Here is a 21,846-nt window from a genome sequence, read left to right on the forward strand (position 1 = left end):
CTAGACAGCCTTGAGGGGCAAGAAGCGACTGACGATCGAACGAATATCTTGCCGGCAAGCCCTTCGATACGGACCCAATTGCGACGCCGCAACCGCGATTGCGAAAATGATCGCGGCCGTCACCGACGAAACAGCTCCCACCGACCACCAGGACGGCGCGGGCTGGAATGGCGCGCGGTCGAGACCGTATCGCACCGCCAGCGCCGTCGCGATCCCGATGCCGAGCGGCATCAGCACGCAATGCACGATGCGCGACCACATGCCGGCGACGTCAAAACTACGGCGCAGCAGGAAGACAATGGTCGCCATCTGCGCGATCATTCCGGCGCATGCGCTCCAGCCTGCGGCCTGCCATCCGAAGCGTGGCAACGCGATCGCGCTGGTAGCGAGTGTGACGACCCCCGTGATCAACGCGATCAGTGCATTGGAGCGCGACCGCCCGTGCGCCAGCAAGTAAAAGCCGAAGACGTTCGCGCTCGATCCGAGGATCCCGGCAATCGACAGGACGACGAGAACCCGTGCAGCCTCGGCCGCGACCTCGGCGCCGGTCCAAACATGCAGCATCGGGCCGGCCACGGGGATCAATCCGCCCAGGGCACTTGCGGCCAGGACGTTGAGAACCCACGACGATCGGAACAGCAGATCGACCTTGCGGTCCTCGCTCTCCCCTTGCAGCGTGCTGAAGAAGGGAAACAGGATCTCGCCGACCTTCAGGATACCGATATAGGTCGCCTCCTGCAGGCGCTGCGCAACGCCGTAGAAACCGACAAACTGCGGTTGCAGCAGCGCACCGAGCAGATATCGATCGGCCTGCCCCGCAAGCAGCGCACCGCCCTGCGCGGCAACCTGCCATCCGCCCAGCCGCACCAGCCTGCCAAGCGCCTCGCGATGCAATGCGGGGGGCGCCAGCCACGGACGCATGTGGCCGCTGCACCAAGCCAGGGCCAGCAGCAGGCCGATCGCTAACCCCAGCGCCTGGCAACCCAGGAATGTCGATGCGTATGGGGCGGCGGGGATCAGGAGGAGCATCGAAAGAGTCGAGACCACGGTGCTGACGATGCCGATCGAGGCGATCCGGCGATAGTCTTGCCGCGCGGTGAACAGCGAAATCAAGACCGCCGATATACACTGGCACAACCAGCCGATACCGGCCAGTGCGAAGGCCAGCGCGAGATCCGCGGCGGCCGGACCGGCCAGATGAAATCCGAGACGCGCGAGCGGAGCCCCGGCAACCAACAGGAAAATGGCGATCGGCCCGCCCGCGCCGACCGCGAGCAGGACCGCGGTCGCGAACAGGCGTCGCGCGTCGTCGCGGTCGGACGGCTCCAGTCGCTGTGCAAGCTCGCGCGACGTCGACAGTCCGAGCGCGTTGCTGAACACCAGTGCTGGCGCAATGCATGCGGTGACAAGACTTGCGACGCCGAATGCAGCGAGACCGAGGTGAGTGATCACGAAAGGCAGGATGGCCAGGTTCAGCACCACGGCCACCAGGAAGGCCATCGCATTCCACGCGGAATTCCCCAGCAGATCGGGCGGTGTTTTTCTCAACGTCATGCCAGCCACCCGGCCATCACCTCACCAAGCCTTTGCCCGCGCCGATCGGGGTCCCCAAGGCATCGCGAATTCGGGCTAGCAGTCAGTTCGCGGAATGTCGATAGCCGGCAGGGACCGCAGCCGGCCCGGCTGGGCCGGACCCGTTCGACCGTTCTTTCAAGGCTCGGCCCGAGGCTTGCCAGGACGGATCACGGACGGCTGCGGCTTCCCGGGAAGGCACGCTCAGAGCCCATCCGACTCGCCGTTCTTCGGCGTGGAGCGGGGCGCGGAAGGCGAGAGCGCCGGATCGGCCGGGCCCGGCATCGTCGGCCTGCCGCCGGCATCCGCGGGCGGGCTGACGGGGGCGGCTGCGTCCAGCCGCTGAAGAGCCAGGACCTCGCTGCGCTCGCCCTGCTTCAACGTCACCTCGCCCGGCTGCACTGACGTCAACGACTAGCCGCTGAGCGATGCTGCCTCTGCACACGCGCGACCTTCTGATCGATGCGGTTCACGAGAATTGCGGTCGCGTCCCTGATGGTGCTGCACCGCTCCTGGCGTGGCCGGGACGGACTAGAGCCCGGCGACATCAAGTTCGACGCAGGCCGCTGCGCACCACCGCATTCCTTCCGTTCGGCCTCTTCCTGACCCCGGCGATCTGGCAGAATGGCTAACGAGACCTGGTATCCGCAAATTTTCTAATGCGCACCGGATCAGGCAAGGTTTGTCCAGCGGGAACTACTATCTGTACGACTGCGCGGACAGGGGTCCCACGCTGAAATCTGGCAGCGCTGCGGTGATCGCGGCCAACTGCGGCACGTGGTTACGATCGGCCTGCCGTCATCCCCGTCAGCGGCGTCACGAATAACGAAGCCGTCCGCCGGAAGGGAACGCGGGAAGCGCTCTGAGCTCTTCATTGCGCGGTACGGCGATACTATCTTGGCCGAGCAGGCACGCGCGGAACTAAAGCGCTTGTCGCGCTGAGCTTTCAGGCACCGCAGCAAAGCTGCATCAGGCATGGCGTTTCGGCAGGCGGGATCGGCTTCGAGCCGGCTTGTCGCGTGATCTTTCGGCACTATGGTAGGCCCGCAATCTGTCCCGGAGCCCATCAAGATGCCCTTTCCGCATGCCTCGGAAGCCCTGTCGCGCTTCACCGTGCTCGATTTGACCCGCGTCCGGTCCGGGCCCACCTGCGTGCGGCAGCTCGCGGACTGGGGCGCCAACGTGATCAAGATTGACGCGCTCACCGAGGATGCCGGCGGCGAGCAGCCGGGCGGGCCGCGGCGGGGCTCCGACTTCCAGAATTTGCACCGCAACAAGCGGGCGATGACGCTGAACCTGAAGGACGAGCGCGGGCTCGCCGTGTTCAAGCGCCTCGCCGCCAAGGCCGACGTCGTGGTGGAGAATTTCCGGCCCGACGTGAAGAAGAAGCTCGGCATCGACTATGAGAGCCTGCGCGAGATCAATCCGCGCATCGTCTATGGCAGCATCTCCGGCTTCGGCCAGGACGGGCCCTACCACAAGCGGCCGGGCTTCGATCAGATCGCGCAAGGCATGGGCGGGTTGATGTCGATCACCGGCGCGCCGGGCGAAGGCCCGATGCGGGTCGGCATTCCGGTCGCCGACCTCACCGCCGGTCTGTTCTGTGCCATGGGCATCCTCACCGCGCTGCTGGAGCGCGAGGTCTCGGGCAAGGGCCAGTGGGTGCAGACCTCGCTGCTGCAGGCCCAGATCTTCATGCTCGACTTCCAGGCCGCGCGCTGGCTGATGGAGAAGGAAGTGGCCAAACAGGCCGGCAACAACCACCCGACCAGCATTCCGACCGGCGTGTTCAAGACCTCGGACGGCTACATCAACATCGCCACCACGGGCGGCCGGATCTGGGAGCGCTGCGCGCAGGCGATCGGCGCGCCGGAACTCTACAGCCATCCCGACTATCTGACCGCGCCGGCCCGCTCCAAGAACCGCGACGCGCTCAATGCCGAGATCGAAAAGCGTACCTTGACGAAGTCCACCGAGACCTGGGTCCGTGAACTCAACGAGGCCGGCGTGCCCTGCGGGCCGATCTACGCCATCGACCAGATGTTCGAAGACGAGCAGGTCAAGCATCTCGGCATCGCGGAGGAGGTGCCGAATGACGAGGGTCGCGAGATCCGCCTCGTCGGCCAGCCCGTGACGCTATCGCGCACGCCAAGCAGAATGGTAGCGCGGCCGCCGGACTTCGGCGAGCAGACTGACGATGTGCTTAAAGAATTCGGCTTCGGCACGGACGAGATCGCAAGCCTGCGGGACGCTAAAGTGGTATGAGCGTCTTGCGTGAGGTATCCAAAAAAATGGCGCGGCTCTTGCGACGGATTTCGGTAGGGTTCGAACAGAGACGGTGTGCTGTAGAGACAACGTCAGCGCTGACATACCCTCACCGGTACATCCAGTATGCATGACTGTGTGATCTGCCCACAATGTCTCAACATCTATCACCGCTCAGTGAAAAAAGCTCCGGCAAGAGAGTCGGGAGAATTCCAATGCCATTGCGGTAGTGTATTGGCCCAATGGCATACCGAGCGCGTTCCGATTTACGATTTAGTTCAAAACCTTTCAGATGCAGAACGAAAAAGTCCCGCTAGTCACTTTATACCTAGGAAGCCAAATATGGCAGCAGTCTTGGGAGAGTTCCTAGATTCAGATGTCAAGACAGGCGTTATATGTCATGATGCCGTTCCGGTATCCTGGACAACGACGTAAGCATTCTAGCATTTTTGGCAAGAGGATTGGCAAAGTTCAAGAAATCCTCCGCGCGACCTTTTCGATAGCCGGCCAAAACAGCAGCACGATGGCCAAGGTCGTGATCGAGCCTACCAGGCCATTCGACCAAAACACCCTGAGGTCGCCGCCGGCGCCGATCATCGACAGGCGGAACGCATCCTCGGCGCGGTTGCCGAGCACGAGCGCCAGCGTGAACGGCGCGAGCGGAATGCCGATCTTCTTGAAGACGTAGCCGACCACGCCGAAGCCGAGCATCAGCCAGATATCGAACATCGCGTTCTGGATCGCATAGGCGCCGATCGCGCATGACACCACGATCATCGGCGCAACCGCGGCGAACGGCACGCGCAGGATCGAGGCGAAGATCGGCACCGTCGTCAGCACCAGCACGAGGCCGACGACGTTGCCGAGATACATCGAGGCGATCAGGCCCCAGACGAAGTCCTTGTGCTCGACGAACAGCAGCGGTCCCGGATTGAGCCCCCACACCATCAACCCGCCGAGCAGGATCGCGGCAGTGCCGGAGCCGGGAATGCCGAGCGCCAGCATCGGCAGCAGCGCCGCGGTGCCGGAGGCATGCGCGGCCGTCTCGGGCGCGAACACGCCCTCGATGCGGCCCTTGCCGAAGCTCTCGGGATCCTTGGAGAAACGCTTGGCGAGATTGTAGCCCATGAACGAGGCGGCGATCGCGCCGCCCGGGGTAATGCCGAGCCAGCAGCCGATGAAGGAGGAGCGCAGCAGCGTCACCCAGTATTTAGGCAGGTCCTTCCAAACGCTCAGCACGACGCGCAGCGAAATGCTCGCCGCGTGTCCGCGCAACGCGAGGCGCTCCTCCATCGTCAGCAGGATCTCGCTGATGCCGAACAGCCCGATGACGGCGACGAGGAAGTTGATGCCACGGAGCAGCTCGGACGAGCCGAAAGTCATGCGCAGATTGCCAGACACCGTGTCCATGCCGATGCCGGCGAGCAACAGCCCCAGCGACATCGAGATGACGGTCTTGTGCTTGGCCTCGCGCCCGAGGCCGACGAAGGAGCAGAAGGTCAAAAGATACACCGCGAAGAACTCCGGTGGGCCGAACTTCAGCGCAAACGACGAGATCATCGGCGCGAGGAAGGTGATCAGCAGCACCGCGACCAGCGAGCCGATGAAAGAGGACGTGAACGCCGCGGTCAGCGCCTCCGCCGCCCTGCCCTGCTGCGCCATCGGATAGCCGTCGAAAGTGGTCGCGACTGACCAGGCTTCGCCGGGGATGTTGAACAAGATCGAGGTGATCGCGCCGCCGAACAGCGCGCCCCAGTAGATGCAGGACAGCATCACGATCGCCGAGGTCGGATCCATCGTGAAGGTGAGCGGCAGCAGGATCGCGACGCCGTTGGGTCCGCCGAGCCCGGGCAGGACGCCGACGAAGATGCCGAGCACCAGCCCGACCATCATCAGCGCGAGCGTCTTCCACGTCAGCAGGACGGCGAAACCGTGAAGCAACAGGCCGAGAGCTTCCATCGCGGGCTCGCCTTAGTGGCCGAAGGCCGCTTCGAGCGGCCCTTTCGGCATGATGACGTCGAAGGCGATGTCGAAGGTAACGAACATGATCGCCGTGAATACGACAGCGGTGAGCAGCGACTTCCACAGCGCGATCTTGCCGACCAGGCGCATGAAGCTGGCGATCAGCAGGAAGCTCGCGACATAGAGGCCGAGAAACTGCGTCGCCAGGCAGAACAGAAGTGTCGGCACGAACACCGCCATCACGCGGCGGGCTTGCGCACGCGTGACGAAGGTTGCGGCTGCCGCGCGGTGCGCGACCAGCGCCACGATCAGGCCGTAGAGGCTGGCACCACCGAGAATGACGGAGAGATAGAACGGGAAATAGCCGGGCTCCGGCCCGGTCGAATCCCAGGAGGCGCCGGTGCGCCAATTGTCGTAGCCGAGCGTGGCGGCCAGCGCGAGCAACAGGAGACAGACGAATATCTCGATCGTGCCGGAGGAAACGACGGAAGGCGAGTCGTCTTCGGGCGCGGTCGGATCGTCGACGACGATTTCAAGATCGGTTTGGGGCATGAGCTACCAAGTCAACTTGCGCTGTCATCATCCGCCTGGTGCGCAATTGCGCACAGGAGCGGATGATCCAGTACGCCGTGCAGAAGCCGTCTTGGAGTTCTGTGCGATACTGGATGCCCCGCCCCCCGTGCGCAAGTGCGCACTAGGCGGGGCATGACGCGGAGGATGTGCTTACTTCGCGACGAATCCGGCTTCCGTCATCAGCGACTTGTTGACTGCATCGTCCTCCTCGAGGAATTGCACCATGTCCTTGCCGGTGAGGAAGATCGGCTTCAACGCCTGCTTTTCCATGTAGTCCTTGTATTCCGCGGTCTGCGTCACCTTGTGGAACAGCTCGACATAGAATGCCTGCTGCTCCGCCGTGACCTTGCCGGGCAGGAACGTCGCGCGCAGCATCAGATACTGCACATCGACGCCCTCCTCCTTGCAGGTCGGGATGTCGGCCCACGACTGCGTCTCCGTGACTTTGCCGGTGTAGGAGATCCGCTCCTTGTCGAACACGCAGAGCGGACGCACCTGGCCTGCGCGCCAGACTTCGAGATTTTCGGATGGATTGTTGACGTTGGATTCGGTGTGGTTGCCGACGAGCTGGGTCGCGGCCTCGCCGCCGGACTTGTAGGGCAGATAGGAGAATTTCGCGCCGGTCTTCTGCTCGAGGAACACGGTCAGCACGTGATCCTCGCGCTTGGAGCCGGTGCCGCCCATCTTGAACGGCGCGCTCGCCGCCTTCGCGGCCGCGACGAACTCCTTCACCGTCTTGGGACCCGCGCTGTTGTCCCACAGCACGAACTGGTCGAGCGCGATCACCGAAACCGGGGTCAGCTCACGCCAGTTGAACGGGATCTTTGCCGACAGCGGCAGCATGTAGATCAGCGAATAGGCGATCAGCACCTTGTTGGGGTCGCCCTCGCTGGATTTCATGTACATCAGCGCTTCCGCGCCCGACGCACCGCCCTTGAGCGAGACCACGATCGGCTGCTTCATCAGGTTGTTCTTCTGGATCGCGGCCTGCATCATCCGCGCCATCTGGTCGGAGGCGCCGCCCGCGCCCGCCGCGACCACGATCTCGACCGGCTTGGTCGGCTCCCAGCCGGCAAAGGCCGGCGTGCTCAACGATAGCGCCGCTGCAACGCCAACAGCTTTCACTAGAATTCGCACGAGTTTCGTCCCTTGAAGTGTTGGCTTTGTTTATCAACGCATTGTGCGGACTAATGCGAGCGAGTTCAAGCAGGCGAGCATGCTGCTGCCTATGACTTTCGGCTGACGAAGCCAAGCCGGGGCCGCGCTACTTGCCCTTCCAGTTCGGCGTGCGCTTGTTGAGGAAGGCGTCCATTCCCTCGCGGAAATCTTCGCTCATATATGCCTTGAGGATCAGATCCTCGCCCTCTTCGCGCGACAGCGTGCGGCGGATGCGGCGCACTGCCTCCTTGGTCGCTTCAAGCGTCAGCGGGGCGTGGCTCGCCACGAGCCTGGCGGTCTCGTCGGCGCGGCGCTGCAGCGTCTCGACATCAGGGACGACCTCGGTGAGGAGGCCGAGGGCCAGCGCCTCCGGCGCCTCGACGAGGCGCGCCTTGAAGATCATATCCTTGGTGCGGGCGGGGCCGACCAGCGAGACGACGCGGCTGATATTCGACATCGACAGGCAGTTGCCGAGCGTGCGCGCGATCGGAAACCCGATGCGCGTCGTTTCGGTCCCGATGCGGAGGTCGCAGCAAGCCGCAATGCCGGCACCGCCGCCAGTGCATGCCCCCGCGATCGCCGCGATCACGGGCACGCGGCACTGCTCCAGCGTGCCGAGCACGCGGTCGATGCGCGCCTCATAGTCGAGCGCATCCTGCGCGGTTTTGAACGCACGGAATTGAGAAATGTCGGTGCCGGAGGCAAACGCCTTGTCGCCGGCGCCGGTCAGGATCAGCGCCTTGATCGAACGGTCGGCGTTGATCTCCTGGCAGATCGCCGCCATGCGCTCGTACATGGCGAAGGTCAGTGCGTTGCGCGCCTGCGGGCGGTTGAAGGTGATCCGCGCGATGCCGTCCGTGACGGAGTAGAGCAGGTCTTCATTGGCAGTCGTCGGTGCGTTCATCGCGCGCTCTCTTCTCTCTAAGTTAGTTCAGGCGACCTGCGCCTTCAGGCCACTTGAGCCTTGGTCATCGGCACCGCATCGCGTCCCTTCAGGACGTCCATGGCCGCCAACACGCCGCCGCTCCGGTGCGGGATCTTTGCAAGATCGAGGCCCATCTCGACGCCGGCGAGCGTCCCCATCAGCATCAGATCGTTGAAATGGCCGATATGGCCGATGCGGAACACCTTGCCCTTGACCTTGTTCAGGCCGGTGCCAAGCGACATGTCGAAGTTTTCCAGCACCACCTTGCGGAAGGCATCGGCGTCATGGCCATCAGGCACGCGCACGCCGGTCAACGCCGGGGAATGCGCGGCAGGGTCGGCGCACTGCGTCTCCAGGCCCCAGACCTTGATCGCGGCACGCGTCGCCGCGCTGTGGCGCTTGTGGCGGGTCCAGACGTTCTCGAGCCCCTCCTCTTCCAGCATCTTGATCGCCTCGCGCAGGCCGTAGAGCAAATTGGTCGCGGGCGTATAGGGGAAGGTGCCGAGCTTGTTGAAGCCGATGACCTCCTGCCAATCCCAATAGGAGCGCATGCCGGGGTTGGCCTTGGCCACCGCGAGCGCCTTCTCCGAGACGGCGTTGAAGCCGAGGCCGGGCGGCAGCATCAGGCCCTTCTGCGAGCCGGCGACCGAGACGTCGATGCCCCAGGCATCGTGCTCATACTCGATCGAGCCGAGGCCGGAGATGGTGTCGACCATCAGCAGCGCGGGATGCTTGACCCGGTCGAGCAGCTTGCGCACCTCCAGCGGCGGCGTCACGCAGCCGGTCGAGGTCTCGTTGTGGACGACGCAAACCGCCTTGATGGTGTGCTGCTTGTCGGCGGCAAGGCGCTTCTCCATCTCGGCGAGGTCGGCACCATGGCGCCAGTCGCTCGGGATGAAGTCGACGTCGAGCTTGAACTTGTCGGCGATGCCACGCCACAGCACGGCGAACTGGCCGGTCTCGCACATCAGGACCTTGTCGCCGGGCGCGAGCACGTTGACCATCGCAGCTTCCCAGGCGCCGGTGCCGGACGAGGGGAAGATGATCACGGGCTGCTTGGTGCGGAACACCCGCTGCATGCCGGCGAGGACGGCGAAACCGAGCTCGGCGAACTCCGGACCGCGATGGTCCAGCGTCGGCATGTCCATCGCCCGCAGCACCCGGTCGGGCACGTTGGTCGGTCCTGGAATCTGGAGAAAATGCCTTCCAGTATGCACGGTCATCGGCGTCCTTCCCGGTCTTTGAGTCTGCCTTGGCTTAAGCCCAGCTTGACTTCGAGCCTTTCGGACTGAAGGGGCTGCGCGAGCCGCTCGAATATCACTATTCGCCGGGCTTGTCCCTCGCCGGGCGGGGTCCGTCAATGCACAAGAAGCAGGGCTCGCCTTGCCAAGGGCCGTGACCGTAGGCAAGACGGGGGCGGCGAACAGGCAAGAGCGGACCATGGCAGCGGAAGTGCCCGGGAAATCACAGGAATCGGCCAAAAAGGACGGCATCGCGGCCCGTCTGGCCCGGGAGATCACCGGCGACGTCCTGGTCGACGCTTTCAGCCGGGGCCGCTACGCCACGGACGCTTCCTTCTACCAGATCATGCCCTATGGCGTCGTGGTGCCGCGCACCATGGACGAGGCTTTGCGAGCGCTGGCGATCGCGCGCGACGAGGGACTGAAGGTGACCCCGCGCGGCGGCGGCACCTCGCAATGCGGCCAGACCGTCAATAACGGCCTCGTGGTCGATCTCTCGAAGCACCTGAACCGGATCCTGTCGCTCGACGTCGAAGGGCGCACCTGCGTGGTCGAGCCGGGCATCGTGCTCGACGACCTCAACCGCCCACTGAAGAAACACGGCCTCTGGTTTCCGGTCGACGTCTCCACGGCGTCGCGCGCCACCATCGGCGGCATGGCGGGCAACAATTCCTGCGGCGGCCGTAGCTTGCGCTATGGCACCATGCGCGACAACACGCTGTCGATGGAGGCCGCGCTCGCCGACGGCACGCTGAGCCAATACGGCGAGGTGTCGCGCGATCTCTCCGATCTCGATGCGAACGCCGGCGCGCGCGCCCTGTTCCGCGACATGCTCGATCTGGGCGCCCGCGAGGCCGGGGAGATCGCCGCGCGCTTCCCAAAGGTGCAGCGCCGTGTCGGCGGCTACAATCTCGATGCGCTGGTGCCGCGCAATGCGCGCAACAACATGGCCCACCTTCTCGTCGGCTCCGAGGGCACGCTTGCCTTCACCACCAAGGTCGAGCTGAAGCTGTGGCCCGTGATCCGCAACAAGGCGCTGGGCATCTGCCATTTCGGCAGTTTTTACGAGGCGATGGACGCGGCCCAGCATCTGGTCAAGCTGAAGCCGATCGCGGTCGAGCTGGTCGACCGCACCATGCTGGCGCTCGGCCGCGACATCGCGATGTTCCGGCCGATCATCTCCGCCGCGATCAAGGGTGATCCGGATGCGGTGCTCGTGGTCGAGTTCGCCGAGGAGGATCAGGCGGACAACCTCGTGCGCCTGAAGCAGCTCGGCGAGCTGATGGGCGATCTCGGCTTCGGCTGGAACAACGACAAGCGCAAATGGGGCGGCGTGGTGGAGATCACCGAGCCCGCGCTCCAGAGCGGGATCGCCGATTTCCGCGCCGCCGGCCTCAATGTCATGATGTCGATGAAGCAGGAGGGCAAGCCGGTCTCCTTCGTCGAGGACTGCGCCGTGCCGTTGCCGCATCTCGCCGACTACACCGCGCGGCTGAGCGAGGTGTTCGCCAAGCACGGCACCAGCGGCACGATGTATGCTCACGCCTCCGAAGGCTGCCTGCATGTGCGGCCCGTGCTGAATTTGAAGCTGGAGAAGGACGTCAAGGCGATGCGGGCCATCGCCGAGGAAGCCTTCGAACTGGTGCGCGAATACAAGGGCTCGCATTCCGGCGAGCACGGCGATGGCCTGGTGCGCTCCGAATTCCACGAGACCATGTTCGGCGAGCGCCTGGTCGCCGACTTCAGGGAGGTTAAGCAACGCTTCGATCCCGATGGCGTGCTCAATCCCGGCAAGATCGTCGACGCACCGAAGATGGACGATCGTTCGCTGTTCCGCTTCAAGCCCGATTATCGCGTCGTCGAGCTCAAGACAAAGCTCGACTGGTCCGCTTATCCCGGGGCCGGCGGCGGCTTTCAGGGCGCGGTCGAGATGTGCAACAACAACGGCGCCTGCCGCAAGCTCGAGGGCGGCGTGATGTGCCCGTCTTACCGCGCGACGCGCAACGAGAAGGACGTGACGCGAGGCCGCGCCAACACATTGCGGCTCGCGATCTCCGGCCAGCTTGGCGCGGGTGCACTCTCCTCCGACGAGATGATGGAGACGTTAAAGCTCTGCGTGTCCTGCAAGGCCTGCCGTCACGAATGCCCAACCGGCGTCGATATGGCCAAAATGAAGATCGAGGTGCTCGCCGCGCGTGCCGCCTCGCATGGCCTGCCCCTGCGCGATCGCCTGGTCGGCTATCTGCCGCGCTATGCCGGCCTCGCGTCGCGCCTCGCGCCGCTGGCGAATTTGCGCAACCGCAGCCCGCTGCTGCGAAAGCTGTTCGAGCGCTTTGCCGGCATCAGCGCGCGCCGCGCGCTCCCCGCCTTCCGGAGCGACGTGTTCGTGCCGCCGGCCGAAGCGGTCGGGCCGGAAACCGGCCGCGAGGTCGTGCTGTTCGCCGACACCTTCAACCGCATCTATGAGCGCGAAAACCTCGAGGCCGCGTTGCGGGTGCTCGCAGCCGGCGGCTATCGCGTGCATCTGCCGAAGCTAGCAAGCGGCGGCCGTCCGCTGTGCTGCGGCCGCACCTTCCTGTCCGCCGGCCTCGTCGACGAAGCCAGGTCCGAGCTCGATCGTCTCGTCGCCACATTCGCGCCCTTTGCCGCGCGCGGCGTCCCGATCGTCGGGCTCGAGCCAAGCTGCCTTTTGACGCTGCGCGACGAACTCGCCTCGCTGCGAAAGGACGACGACGCCAAGGCCGTCGGCACCCACGCGCTGACCTTCGAGGAATTCCTGGTGCGGGAGGCCGAGGCCGGCCGGCTGCAACTGCCGCTCGGCACCGTCGCCGACAAGGCCCTGGTGCACGGCCATTGCCATCAAAAATCCTTCGGCGCGTTCAAACCGGTCGAGCAGGTGCTGCGCCTCGTCCCCGGCCTGGAGGTCGAGACCATCGAGTCGAGCTGCTGCGGCATGGCCGGCGCCTTCGGTTATGGCGCGGAAACCTACGATGCCTCGATCGAGATGGCCGAGCTCTCGCTGCTACCCGCCGTGCGGCGCGCGGACCAGAATACGCTCGTCGTTGCCGACGGTACCTCTTGCCGGCACCAGATTAACGACGGCGCGGAGCGCCAGGCGCTTCACGTCGCGCGCGTGCTGGCTATGAGCCTTGATCGTGCCGAAACCCAATCCACAACCCCTCCCGTTGAAAAGGAAACCAGCCATGGCTGACCTCACCCTCGACACCGCCCGCAAGATCCTCGACGCCGCCTTCGCGAAATCCACCGAGCTGAAGCTGAAGCCGCTGGTCGTCACCGTCCTCGACGCCCGCGGCGTGCTCAAGATCGCCGCGGCGCAGGACGGCACCAGCCTCATGCGCGCCGAGATCGCGCACGGCAAGGCCTATGGCGCGCTCGCATTGGGCATGGGCTCACGCGCTCTCTTCCAGCGCGCGCAGGAGCAGGCCTATTTCATCGACGCCGTGAACACCATGGCCAAGGGCGCGCTGGTGCCGGTCCCCGGCGGCGTGCTGATCATGGACGGCACGACGCTGCTCGGCGCCGTCGGCATCTCCGGCGACACGTCGGACAATGACGAGGCGTGCGCGGTGGCGGGCATCCAGGCCGCGGGGTTGAAAGCCAACGCGGGGTGAGGTCTCTTCCGTAGCCCGGATGGAGCGAAGCGCAATCCGGGGTTTGCGCTGGAGGTACCGCGGTCCCGGATTACGCTTCGCTCCATCCGGGCTACAAGATCGTTCACGGCCTCTCCGGCGTCATCTTGGCTTTCGCCAGGACGACATCGAACCTCACCGTCCCGTCCACACCGGCTTGCGCTTTTCGCTGAACGCTTTCAGCCCTTCCTTGGCGTCCTCGGTCATCGCGAGCAGCGCGATCTGGCTTTCAGTGTAGGCGATGCTCTCGTCGAACGACATCGAGGCGATGGCGCGCATCGCGTACTTGCCGCGCCGGATCGCGGTCGGGGATTTGTCGACGATACGGCCGATCAGCCAGTCGACCTTGGCATCCAGCTCGGGCGCGGGCACGACATAATTGAGCAGGCCCGCTCCCTGCGCCGCTTTCGCGTCGAACGGCTCGCCGGTCAGCGCCCATTCGTTGATGAGGCGAGGTGGAGCGATGGACTGCAACAGGCTCAACACCTGCATCGGGAACACGCCGACCTTGACCTCCGGCAGGCCGAAGATGACGTGATCGGCGGCGAGGGCCATGTCGGCCATGCAGAGCAGGCCCATGCCGCCGGCCATGCAGACGCCGCCAACGCGCGCGATCGCGGGCTTGGTCGCGTTCTGCGACAAGCGCAACAGATCGGCATAGTCGACATTCGGCTTCGAATGATCCATCGCGAAAGCCGCGCCGGAGTTCTGCAGGTCCGCACCGGCGCAGAACGCCTTGTCGCCCGACCCCGTCAGCACGATGATTCGGACATCCTTGTCGTCATGGGCGTCGCGATAGCCGCGTGCGATGCCGGCGATGACCTCGCCGTTCAGTGCGTTGCGTTTCTCGGGCCGGTTGATGGTGATCCAGAGCGCCTGCCCGCGCTTCTCGGTGATCACGGCTGTGGTGTCGGTCATGGCACGCTCGCTTCCTTGGGCTCCCGTTTAGCGGCCATTTGCGGCAGCTCGGGCCGAAGGTGCAAGGACAAACTGCGGCACGGCGCCGCTTTAGCGCCTCGACACAAACTTGCAGGCGATCGAAGCGTGTGCGGCTCAGGCCGCAACCGCTTTCCTGATCCAGACCTTGTTGTCGTGGAATGCAGCGCCGCCAATCGGCGCAATGGTGTCCGCGCCCGTCAGCATGTTGATGCCGCGGTTGCCGATATGGTTCTTGTTGGGATGAACGGACTCCGCGATCAGCACGCCGCGTCGCACGCCCTCGAACAGCGTGGCGATCAGCGTGGTCTCGCCGCGGGTGTTGCCGAGCGTCACGGCATCGCCATCGGCGATGTCGAGCGCCGCCGCATCCAGGGGATGGATCATCACGCTCGCCTTGCCCTCACGAGCCTGGGAGGACGGCGTCTCGTTGAAGGTGGTGTTGAGAAAGCTGCGCGACGGGCTCGTGGCAAGCCGGAACGGATGGGCCTGGTCGGAATGCTCGATCACCGCCCAATGGTCCGGCAGCGACGGCATCTTGTCGAAGTCACCCATCTTCTGGCCGAACGGCGGATGCGCCCAATCGGCCTTGAAATGGAATTTCCTGTCGGCATGGGCGAAGCCGTCCAGATAATGCGACGTGCGGAAGTCCGGCTGCAGGTCGCGCCAGAGATCCGCTTCGAGGCCGGCAATGTCGCCGTGGTCGCTCAGCTTCAGCGTCGCGTCGATCAATTCACGCGGCGTCAGCTCGAACCCCGGATGCCTGGCGCCAAGCCGCGGCGCCAGCGCCTGCATGACCTCGTGGTTGGAGCGGCATTCCCCGGGCGGGTCGATCAGCTTCGGTCCGACCGAGATGTGCTGGTGGCCGCCGCCGTAATAGAGATCGTCATGCTCCATGAACATCGTCGCCGGCAGCACGATGTCGGCCATCTCGGCCGTCTCGGTCATGAACTGCTCGTGCACCGCGACGAACAGATCCTCGCGCGCAAAACCCTGACGGACCAGCGCCTGCTCCGGCGCCACCGTCATCGGGTTGGTATTCTGGATCAGCATCGCCTTGACCGGCCCCTTGCCGAGCAGGGCCTTGGAATCGCCGGTGAGGATGCGGCCGATCTGCGACTGGTCAAGCGCGCGGATAGTTGGGTCGATGGCGTCGTGACCTTCGATGATGGATTCGTTGAAGTGCCACAGCGCGTAATTGTTGAAGAAGGCACCGCCGCCTTCATATTGCCAAGCGCCGGTTACCGCGGGAATGCAGTTCGTGGCATGCATCTGCGCCGCGCCGTTGCGCGAGCGGGTGAAGCCATAGCCGAGCCGGAAAAAGGTCCGCTTGGTCTCGCCGACCAGTTTGGCAAAAGCCTCGATCTCCGCCACCGGCACACCTGAGATCGCGGACGCCCATTCGGGGTTGCGCGTCTTCAGATGCGCCTCGAGTTCGCCAGGGCAATCGGTGTACTTGTCCATATAGGCGCGATCGGCATAGCCGTCGCGGAACAGGACATGCATCACGCCGCAGGCGAACGCGCCGTCGGTGCCTGGCCGCAGGATGATCTTGATATCCGCCTGCTTCATGGTCTCGTTGTCGTAGATGTCGACGGCTGCGATCTTGGCGCCGCGCTCCTTCCGGGCACGGGCGGCGTGCGTCATCACGTTGACCTGCGTGTTGACGGGGTTGGTGCCCCAGATCACCACGAGATCGGACAGCGCCATCTCGCGCGGATCGACGCCGGCGATCTTGCCGGTGCCGATCGCGAAGCCGATGCGCCCGACATTGGCGCAGATGGTTTGATAGAACCGCGAATATTTCTTCACATGCGTGAGGCGGTTGAGGCCATCGCGCATCACCAGCCCCATCGTGCCGGCGTAGTAATAGGGCCAGACCGACTCCGCGCCGAATTCGCGCTCGGCCTGGTTGAAGCGATCCGCAATCTCGTCCAGCGCCTCGTCCCAGCTGATCCGCGCGAATTGGCCGGAGCCCTTCGGCCCGGTGCGACGCAGCGGATACATCAGCCTTTCGGGATGATGGATGCGTTCGGCATAACGGGCGACCTTGGCGCAGACTACGCCGGCCGTATAGGTCTGCTTTTTCGAACCGCGGACGCGACCGATGCTGCGTCCCTCGATCACCTCGACATCGAGGGCACAGGCCGACGGACAATCGTGCGGACAGGTCGAATGGCGGATTTCGATCTTGGCGTGCTGGTTCATGTCCAGTTTGGTAACACCAAAATACCTGTCAGCCGAGGGTATTTATCCGGCAACGCCCATGCGATTTGCTCAGACCGCGTGCGCCGCCGGTTCCTGCCGCGACCGCGAAGAACGGCGCCGCCACACCGAAAACCACCCGATATTCCAGGCAGCATCGGCCTTGTGAGGCGTCGACAGTCCGCCTCCCCTGCCGCTACAGTGCCGGCCAACAAGAACGACATCAGGGAGGTGGGTGTGACGGCCCGACAATTCATGCTGGCGCTCGCCGCCGGCCTGCTCTGCGCCTTCTCCGCAGCCCCGTCCCTCGCGCAAGACTATCCCAACCATGCGGTCCGGATCGTCGTGCCCTTTGGCGCCGGCGGGCCGGCCGATGTCGCGGCCCGGCAGATCGGCAATGCGCTCCAGGAGAGTTTTGGCCAGCCCTTCGTGATCGAGAACCGCACCGGCGCGGGCGGCGTCATCGGCACGGTCGAAGCGGCGAAGTCGCCCGCCGACGGCTACACGCTGTTGATGATGTCCAACACCCAGACCGCGAACGAATCCCTGCTGACGCCGGACAAGCGCAAATACGAGCTGATGCGCGACCTCGCGCCGATCGCACCGGTGAACGCTTCCGATCTCGTCATCGTGGTGAACCCGCAAGTCGCAGCGAAGACGCTGCAGGAGTTCGTCGCGCTCGCCAAGTCGCAGCCGGGCAAGCTGAACTACGCCTCCTCCGGCCAGGGCACGCCCTATCACATGGCCGGCGAGCTGTTCAAAGCCATGGCCGGCATCGATCTCGTCCACGTCCCCTACCGCAACAGTGGCGAGGCACGCAGTGGCGTGATCGGCGGGCAGGTGCAGATGATGATCGACGCGGTGCCGGCGATGGCGCCGAACATCGGCGAGAACCAGGTCCGCGCGCTCGCGACCACCGGCAAGCAGCGCTCAGCGGTGCTGCCGAACGTACCGACGGCGATCGAGGCGGGGGTCGCAGGCTACGAAGCCACGATCTGGCTTGGCCTGATGGCGCCGGTCGGCACGCCGAAACCTGTCATCGACAAGCTCAATGCCGCCGTGAACGCAATGGTGAAGCGGCCCGACATCGTCAAGCTCTGGACTGCGCAGGGCGCGGCGCCCATGTCGATGACGCCAGAGGAATTCGACAAGTTCCTGCGCGGCGACATCGAAAAATGGGCCGACGTGGTCAAGAAGTTCGACAAGTCCTGAGGCCGCAGAGCGACAATGCCGATGATTCAATTCCAGCTCAACGGCACGGCGGCGGCCGTGGATACCGATCCGGATCAGATGCTGCTCGACGTGCTGCGCGGCCGGCTCGGCGTCACAAGTCCGCATTTCGGCTGCGGCGCCGGCGAGTGCGGCGCCTGCCATGTCATGGTCGACGACCGCGCGATGGCCTCCTGCGACCTGCCGATGTGGTCGGTCGCGGACAAGGACATCGTCACGGTGGAAGGCCTCGGCACAGCGGAGCAGCCGCATCCGCTGCAACGCGCCTTTATCGCCGAACAGGCGATGCAATGCGGCTATTGCGTCTCGGGAATCCTGATCAGCGCGGCGGCTTTGCTGAAGCGCAATCCGTCGCCGACGGAGGCCGAGGTGAAAGCGGCGCTTGATCGCAATCTGTGCCGCTGCGGATCGCACAACCGCATGGTCCGCGCCGTGCTGCGGGCGGCCGCGGAGATGGCGACATCATGAGCGCGCCGTCCCCTGCCCTGACACTGCCGGTTAGTCTTGCGGCCAATCCAAAGCTGTCATCCTGGGTGAAGCTCATCGGCGAAGGCCGTGTCACGATCTCGCCCGGCAAGGTCGAGATCGGCCAGGGCATCGTCACGGCCCTAGCGCAGATCGCAGCAGACGAGCTCGACATCGATATTGGCCGCATCGAGATGATCCGCGCCTCCACGGCGGCAAGCCCGAACGAGGGCGTCACCTCGGGCAGCCTTTCGGTCCAGCAGTCCGGCCGCGCACTGCGCCACGCCTGTGCCGAGGTCCGCCAGCGCTTCCTCACCGCGGCATCGGAGCGTCTGGGCGTCGATGCATCACTGCTCGAGATCCATGACGGCACGATCTCGGGCCCGGGCAATGTCAGGACCAGCTATTGGGAGTTGGCCGATGACATCTCGCTCGACCACGATGCCAATGCGGGCGCGACGCCGAAGATTGTCGCCAAACGCACTGTGGCCGGACATTCGGTCCAGCGCGTCGACATTCCCGACAAGGTGTTCGCGCGGCTGCGCTTTATTCACGACTGTCCGCTGCCGGACTTGCTGCACGGACGCGTGCTGCGGCCGGACATCTCGGGCGCCAGGCTGATCGCGCTCGACGAGACGGCGACGCGAGCCGTTCCCGGCCTCATCGCGATCGTCCGCGACGGCGGCTTTGCCGGCGTGGCCGCCGACAGCGAGGTAGCGGCGGAAGCCGCGCTGAAAACCTTGCGCAGTGGCGCGACATGGTCGGCCGGCGAGCCGCTGCCAGATGAAAATGATCTGGCCGCGTTCCTGAAGAGCCAGCCGGTCGAGACTGATGTCATCGACACCAGGACCACGACGGCAACGCTAAAGAAAGCTGCTCGCACCCTCAGCCGGCAATACACTCGCCCCTACATCGCGCACGCCTCGATCGCACCGTCCTGTGCGATGGCACAATGGAACGGCGATCGTGTCCACGTGTGGACGCACAGCCAGGGCGTCTATCTGCTGCGCGCCGACCTCGCGATCGTGCTCAAGCTGCAGGCCGAGAACATCGTCGTCGAGCACATGGAGGGCGCGGGCTGCTACGGACACAATGCCGCCGACGACGTCGCGCTCGATGCCGTGCTGCTGGCGAAGACTGCCGGCGGCCGTCCGGTGCGGGTGCAATGGTCACGTCACGACGAGATGTCCCACGCGCCGTTCGGCGCGGCGATGGCGATCGAGATCGAGGCCGATCTCGCTGCGGACAACGAGATCGTCGGTTGGCGCCATGCGATCTGGAGCAACGGCCACGCGGCGCGGCCGGGACGCGCGGCGCAGCCCGCGCTGCTTGCCGCATCCGAGATCGCGAATCCCTGGCCGCGCATGATCTCGACCAATCCGCCCGCGGCCAATGGCGGCGGCGGCGACCGCAACTCCGTTCCGCTCTACGACCTCAAGGCCTGGACGGTCACGAGCCACCGGCTGCTGACCATGCCGGTGCGGACCTCGGCGCTGCGGACACTTGGCGGACAAGGCAATGTGTTCGCCATCGAGTCCCTGCTCGACGAGATCGCCGCCCTGCGCGGCGAAGACCCGATCGCGTTCCGCCTGCGTCATCTGCGCGACGAACGCGCGAAGGACGTCATCCGGGCCGCGGCACGACGCGCGCAGTGGAAACCGCAGAAGCAGTCCGGCATCGGTCATGGCGTCGGCTTCGCCCGCTACAAGAACACGGGGGCCTATTGCGCCGCGATTGCGGAGATCGAAGGCACCGATGACATCCGCGTCAAGCGGCTGACGCTTGCCGTCGATGTCGGCGAGGCCATCAACCCGGACGGCGTCATCAACCAGATCGAGGGCGGCGCGATCCAGGCGACGAGCTGGGTGCTGAAGGAACGTGTCCGCTTTGACCGCACGCGCATCACATCGACGTCCTGGACCGACTATCCGATCCTCACCTTCAGCGAGGTACCAATGGTGGATGTCGAGATCGTCCAGCGGCCGGAGATCGAGCCGGTCGGCGCCGGCGAGGCCACCCACGGCCCGGTGACGGCAGCGATCGCGAATGCCGTTTACGATTGCCTCGGCGTACGCGTGCGCGACCTGCCGATCACCCGCGACAAGATCATTGCAGCCATGGAGCAGGCATCGTGACGACAGTGAGCATTTTGAGCGGAGGCGCGGCGCAAGGCCTGGTGCGCGGCCTCGTCGACCCCTTCGAGACGCAGACCGGCTTCGGCATCGACGGCGAGTTCGGCGCGGTCGGCATCATGGCCGACAAGCTGCGCACGGGAACGGCGGCGGATCTGGTGATCCTGACGCAGGCGCTGCTTGCAAAGCTTGCCGAGGAGAAGCTCGTCATTCCGTCCTCGATCACAGATGTCGGGCGGGTCGAGACCGCGCTCGCTGTCCGCAGCCGTGATCCCAAGGTAGCAGTGAAGACCGAGGCCGATTTGCGCGACGTGCTGCGCAGCGCCGACGCGATCTTCGTTCCGGACACCAGGGCCTCGACCGCTGGACAGCACGTTGCAAAGGTCCTGGATCAGCTCGGCATCGCCTATGAGGTCGCTTCGCGCCTCAAGATCTTTACCAACGGCGCGACCGCGATGCGGGAGCTTGCGGCGTCCACCGCCGCCCGTCCGATCGGCTGCACGCAGGCGACCGAGATCATCGCGACGGAGGGCATCGCGCTGTCAGGAGCGCTGCCGCCGGGCTGCGAGCTCGTGACGATGTACACGGCCGGCGTGACCACGCGGGCCGCACATCCGCAAGAGGCGGCTGCACTAATCGCGTTGCTGACCGGCGCAGACCGCAAGGAGCTGCGGCATCGCGCGGGCTTTAGCGGCTAGATAACCGCCCTAGGTGTGCAACTGGGTGAGGCCGGTCGGGGGACCATCGACGGCGGTCCAGCCGCCATCGACGAACAGCGTGCTGCCGCTGACATAGCTCGCGGCGTCCGAGGCGAGATAGGCCACGGCGGTCGCGACCTCGTCGGCGCTGCTCCAGCGGTTGAACACGGTGTGGCCGGCGTAGAGATTGTAGATATCGGGACGCTGCTTGAACGGGCCGGTCAGCGCGGTCTCGGCGATGCTCGGCGCGATCGCGTTGACGCGCACGCCGGAACGTCCGACCTCGGAAGCAAAGCCCTTCACCAGCAGGCCGATCGCGGCCTTGGTCGAGCCGTAGACGCCGAGGCCGGGCTCGATGGTCACCGCGCGCACCGAGGAGCAGGCGATGATGCTGCCGCCCTTCTGCTCGACCATGATGCGGCCGAAGGCCTGGAAGAACCACACCGTGCCCTTGATGTTGAGGTTGAGGACGCGATCGAGATCCTCCTCGGTGTAGTCGAGGATGGTCTTGCGGATGTTGAGCCCGGGCGTCGTCACCGCGATGTCGAGCCGCGAAAATTTCTGCATCACGGTCTTGGCCAACGCATTGACATCAGCAGCGCTCGCCGCGTCGCACACAGCCGCCTCGGCCCAGCCGCGCTTCTCATGAATGCCGGCCGCGGTCGCTTCGGCGGCGTCAATCGCGCGATCGGCACAGACGACACGGGCGCCGAGCCCGGCCAGCGCCTCGGCCGACGACTTGCCGATGCCCGAGGCAGCGCCGAGCACCACGGCCGTCTTGCCGGTGAGATCGAAGAGCTTGCGATAGTCCGTCACGGATAGATTCTCCCTGCC

Annotated in this window: 17 protein-coding genes; 7 read left to right on the forward strand and 10 right to left on the reverse strand. The window is 65.1% G+C overall.

The features are described from left to right. Together AC0L3S_RS19205 and AC0L3S_RS19210 are read right to left on the reverse strand one after the other, a co-directional pair. Positions 1–1,554, reverse strand: a complete 1,554-nt coding sequence (locus AC0L3S_RS19205; RefSeq protein WP_473280433.1) for a lipopolysaccharide biosynthesis protein — start codon at positions 1,552–1,554, stop codon at positions 1–3. 222 nt (positions 1,555–1,776) lie between these two features. Next, positions 1,777–1,983 carry a hypothetical protein gene (locus AC0L3S_RS19210; protein WP_473280436.1) on the reverse strand — a complete coding sequence of 69 codons (207 nt, stop codon included), beginning with the start codon at positions 1,981–1,983 and terminating at the stop codon, positions 1,777–1,779. A gap of 660 nt (positions 1,984–2,643) precedes the next feature. Here AC0L3S_RS19210 and AC0L3S_RS19215 point away from each other — a divergent pair. Beyond that, on the forward strand, positions 2,644–3,837 hold the full coding sequence (locus tag AC0L3S_RS19215; RefSeq protein ID WP_473280439.1) for a CaiB/BaiF CoA transferase family protein: 1,194 nt from the start codon (positions 2,644–2,646) through the stop codon (positions 3,835–3,837). Between the two features lie 471 nt (positions 3,838–4,308). Here AC0L3S_RS19215 and AC0L3S_RS19220 read toward each other — a convergent pair whose 3' ends face one another. The 5 genes from AC0L3S_RS19220 to AC0L3S_RS19240 all read right to left on the reverse strand — a co-directional run bounded on the left by AC0L3S_RS19220 (position 4,309) and on the right by AC0L3S_RS19240 (position 9,678). Beyond that, positions 4,309–5,796, reverse strand: a complete 1,488-nt coding sequence (locus AC0L3S_RS19220) for a tripartite tricarboxylate transporter permease (protein ID WP_473280441.1) — start codon at positions 5,794–5,796, stop codon at positions 4,309–4,311. Between the two features lie 12 nt (positions 5,797–5,808). Further along, a complete protein-coding gene (locus AC0L3S_RS19225) occupies positions 5,809–6,351 on the reverse strand; it encodes a tripartite tricarboxylate transporter TctB family protein (protein ID WP_473280443.1) in 543 nt (180 codons plus the stop codon). 171 nt (positions 6,352–6,522) lie between these two features. After that, positions 6,523–7,509, reverse strand: coding sequence for a Bug family tripartite tricarboxylate transporter substrate binding protein (locus AC0L3S_RS19230; protein ID WP_473280445.1), 987 nt, complete (start codon positions 7,507–7,509; stop codon positions 6,523–6,525). A gap of 127 nt (positions 7,510–7,636) precedes the next feature. Beyond that, positions 7,637–8,434: an enoyl-CoA hydratase/isomerase family protein gene (locus AC0L3S_RS19235; protein ID WP_473280447.1), complete on the reverse strand. Its 798-nt coding sequence runs from the start codon at positions 8,432–8,434 to the stop codon at positions 7,637–7,639. A gap of 44 nt (positions 8,435–8,478) precedes the next feature. Beyond that, positions 8,479–9,678 carry a pyridoxal-phosphate-dependent aminotransferase family protein gene (locus AC0L3S_RS19240; protein WP_473280450.1) on the reverse strand — a complete coding sequence of 400 codons (1,200 nt, stop codon included), beginning with the start codon at positions 9,676–9,678 and terminating at the stop codon, positions 8,479–8,481. A 217-nt stretch (positions 9,679–9,895) separates the two neighbouring features. Between AC0L3S_RS19240 and AC0L3S_RS19245 the strand changes: the two genes are divergently transcribed. Together AC0L3S_RS19245 and AC0L3S_RS19250 are read left to right on the forward strand one after the other, a co-directional pair. Continuing rightward, entirely contained in the window at positions 9,896–12,907 is a 3,012-nt protein-coding gene (locus tag AC0L3S_RS19245; protein ID WP_473280453.1) for an FAD-binding and (Fe-S)-binding domain-containing protein, read from the forward strand. Next, positions 12,900–13,328 carry a GlcG/HbpS family heme-binding protein gene (locus tag AC0L3S_RS19250; protein WP_473280456.1) on the forward strand — a complete coding sequence of 143 codons (429 nt, stop codon included), beginning with the start codon at positions 12,900–12,902 and terminating at the stop codon, positions 13,326–13,328. Before AC0L3S_RS19245 ends, AC0L3S_RS19250 begins: the two co-directional genes overlap by 8 nt. Positions 13,329–13,481: 153 nt before the next feature. Here the strand turns inward: AC0L3S_RS19250 and AC0L3S_RS19255 are convergent, their stop codons facing one another. Beyond that, positions 13,482–14,264, reverse strand: coding sequence for an enoyl-CoA hydratase/isomerase family protein (locus tag AC0L3S_RS19255; protein WP_473280460.1), 783 nt, complete (start codon positions 14,262–14,264; stop codon positions 13,482–13,484). Between the two features lie 135 nt (positions 14,265–14,399). Continuing rightward, positions 14,400–16,490: a molybdopterin-dependent oxidoreductase gene (locus tag AC0L3S_RS19260; protein ID WP_473280463.1), complete on the reverse strand. Its 2,091-nt coding sequence runs from the start codon at positions 16,488–16,490 to the stop codon at positions 14,400–14,402. Positions 16,491–16,742: 252 nt separating this feature from the next. On the opposite strand from AC0L3S_RS19260, the gene AC0L3S_RS19265 reads away from it, so the two are divergent. The 4 genes from AC0L3S_RS19265 to AC0L3S_RS19280 are packed head-to-tail and all read left to right on the forward strand — an operon-like array spanning position 16,743 to position 21,012. Continuing rightward, on the forward strand, positions 16,743–17,699 hold the full coding sequence (locus tag AC0L3S_RS19265; RefSeq protein WP_473280605.1) for a tripartite tricarboxylate transporter substrate binding protein: 957 nt from the start codon (positions 16,743–16,745) through the stop codon (positions 17,697–17,699). Between the two features lie 15 nt (positions 17,700–17,714). Next, entirely contained in the window at positions 17,715–18,185 is a 471-nt protein-coding gene (locus AC0L3S_RS19270; RefSeq protein WP_473280465.1) for a (2Fe-2S)-binding protein, read from the forward strand. Beyond that, positions 18,182–20,317, forward strand: coding sequence for a xanthine dehydrogenase family protein molybdopterin-binding subunit (locus AC0L3S_RS19275; protein ID WP_473280467.1), 2,136 nt, complete (start codon positions 18,182–18,184; stop codon positions 20,315–20,317). The genes AC0L3S_RS19270 and AC0L3S_RS19275 overlap by 4 nt, the downstream gene beginning before the upstream one ends. Beyond that, the gene (locus AC0L3S_RS19280) at positions 20,314–21,012 is read left to right on the forward strand and encodes a molybdate ABC transporter substrate-binding protein (protein WP_473280469.1); all 699 of its coding nucleotides are present in this window, start codon (positions 20,314–20,316) and stop codon (positions 21,010–21,012) included. Before AC0L3S_RS19275 ends, AC0L3S_RS19280 begins: the two co-directional genes overlap by 4 nt. Before the next feature lie 9 nt (positions 21,013–21,021). On the opposite strand, the gene AC0L3S_RS19285 is transcribed toward AC0L3S_RS19280, so the two are convergent. Next, complete coding sequence (locus tag AC0L3S_RS19285) at positions 21,022–21,828, reverse strand: SDR family NAD(P)-dependent oxidoreductase (protein WP_473280471.1); 807 nt, start codon at positions 21,826–21,828, stop codon at positions 21,022–21,024. Positions 21,829–21,846: the final 18 nt, after the last annotated feature.

This window comes from Bradyrhizobium sp. Ken01 (assembly GCF_055807355.1).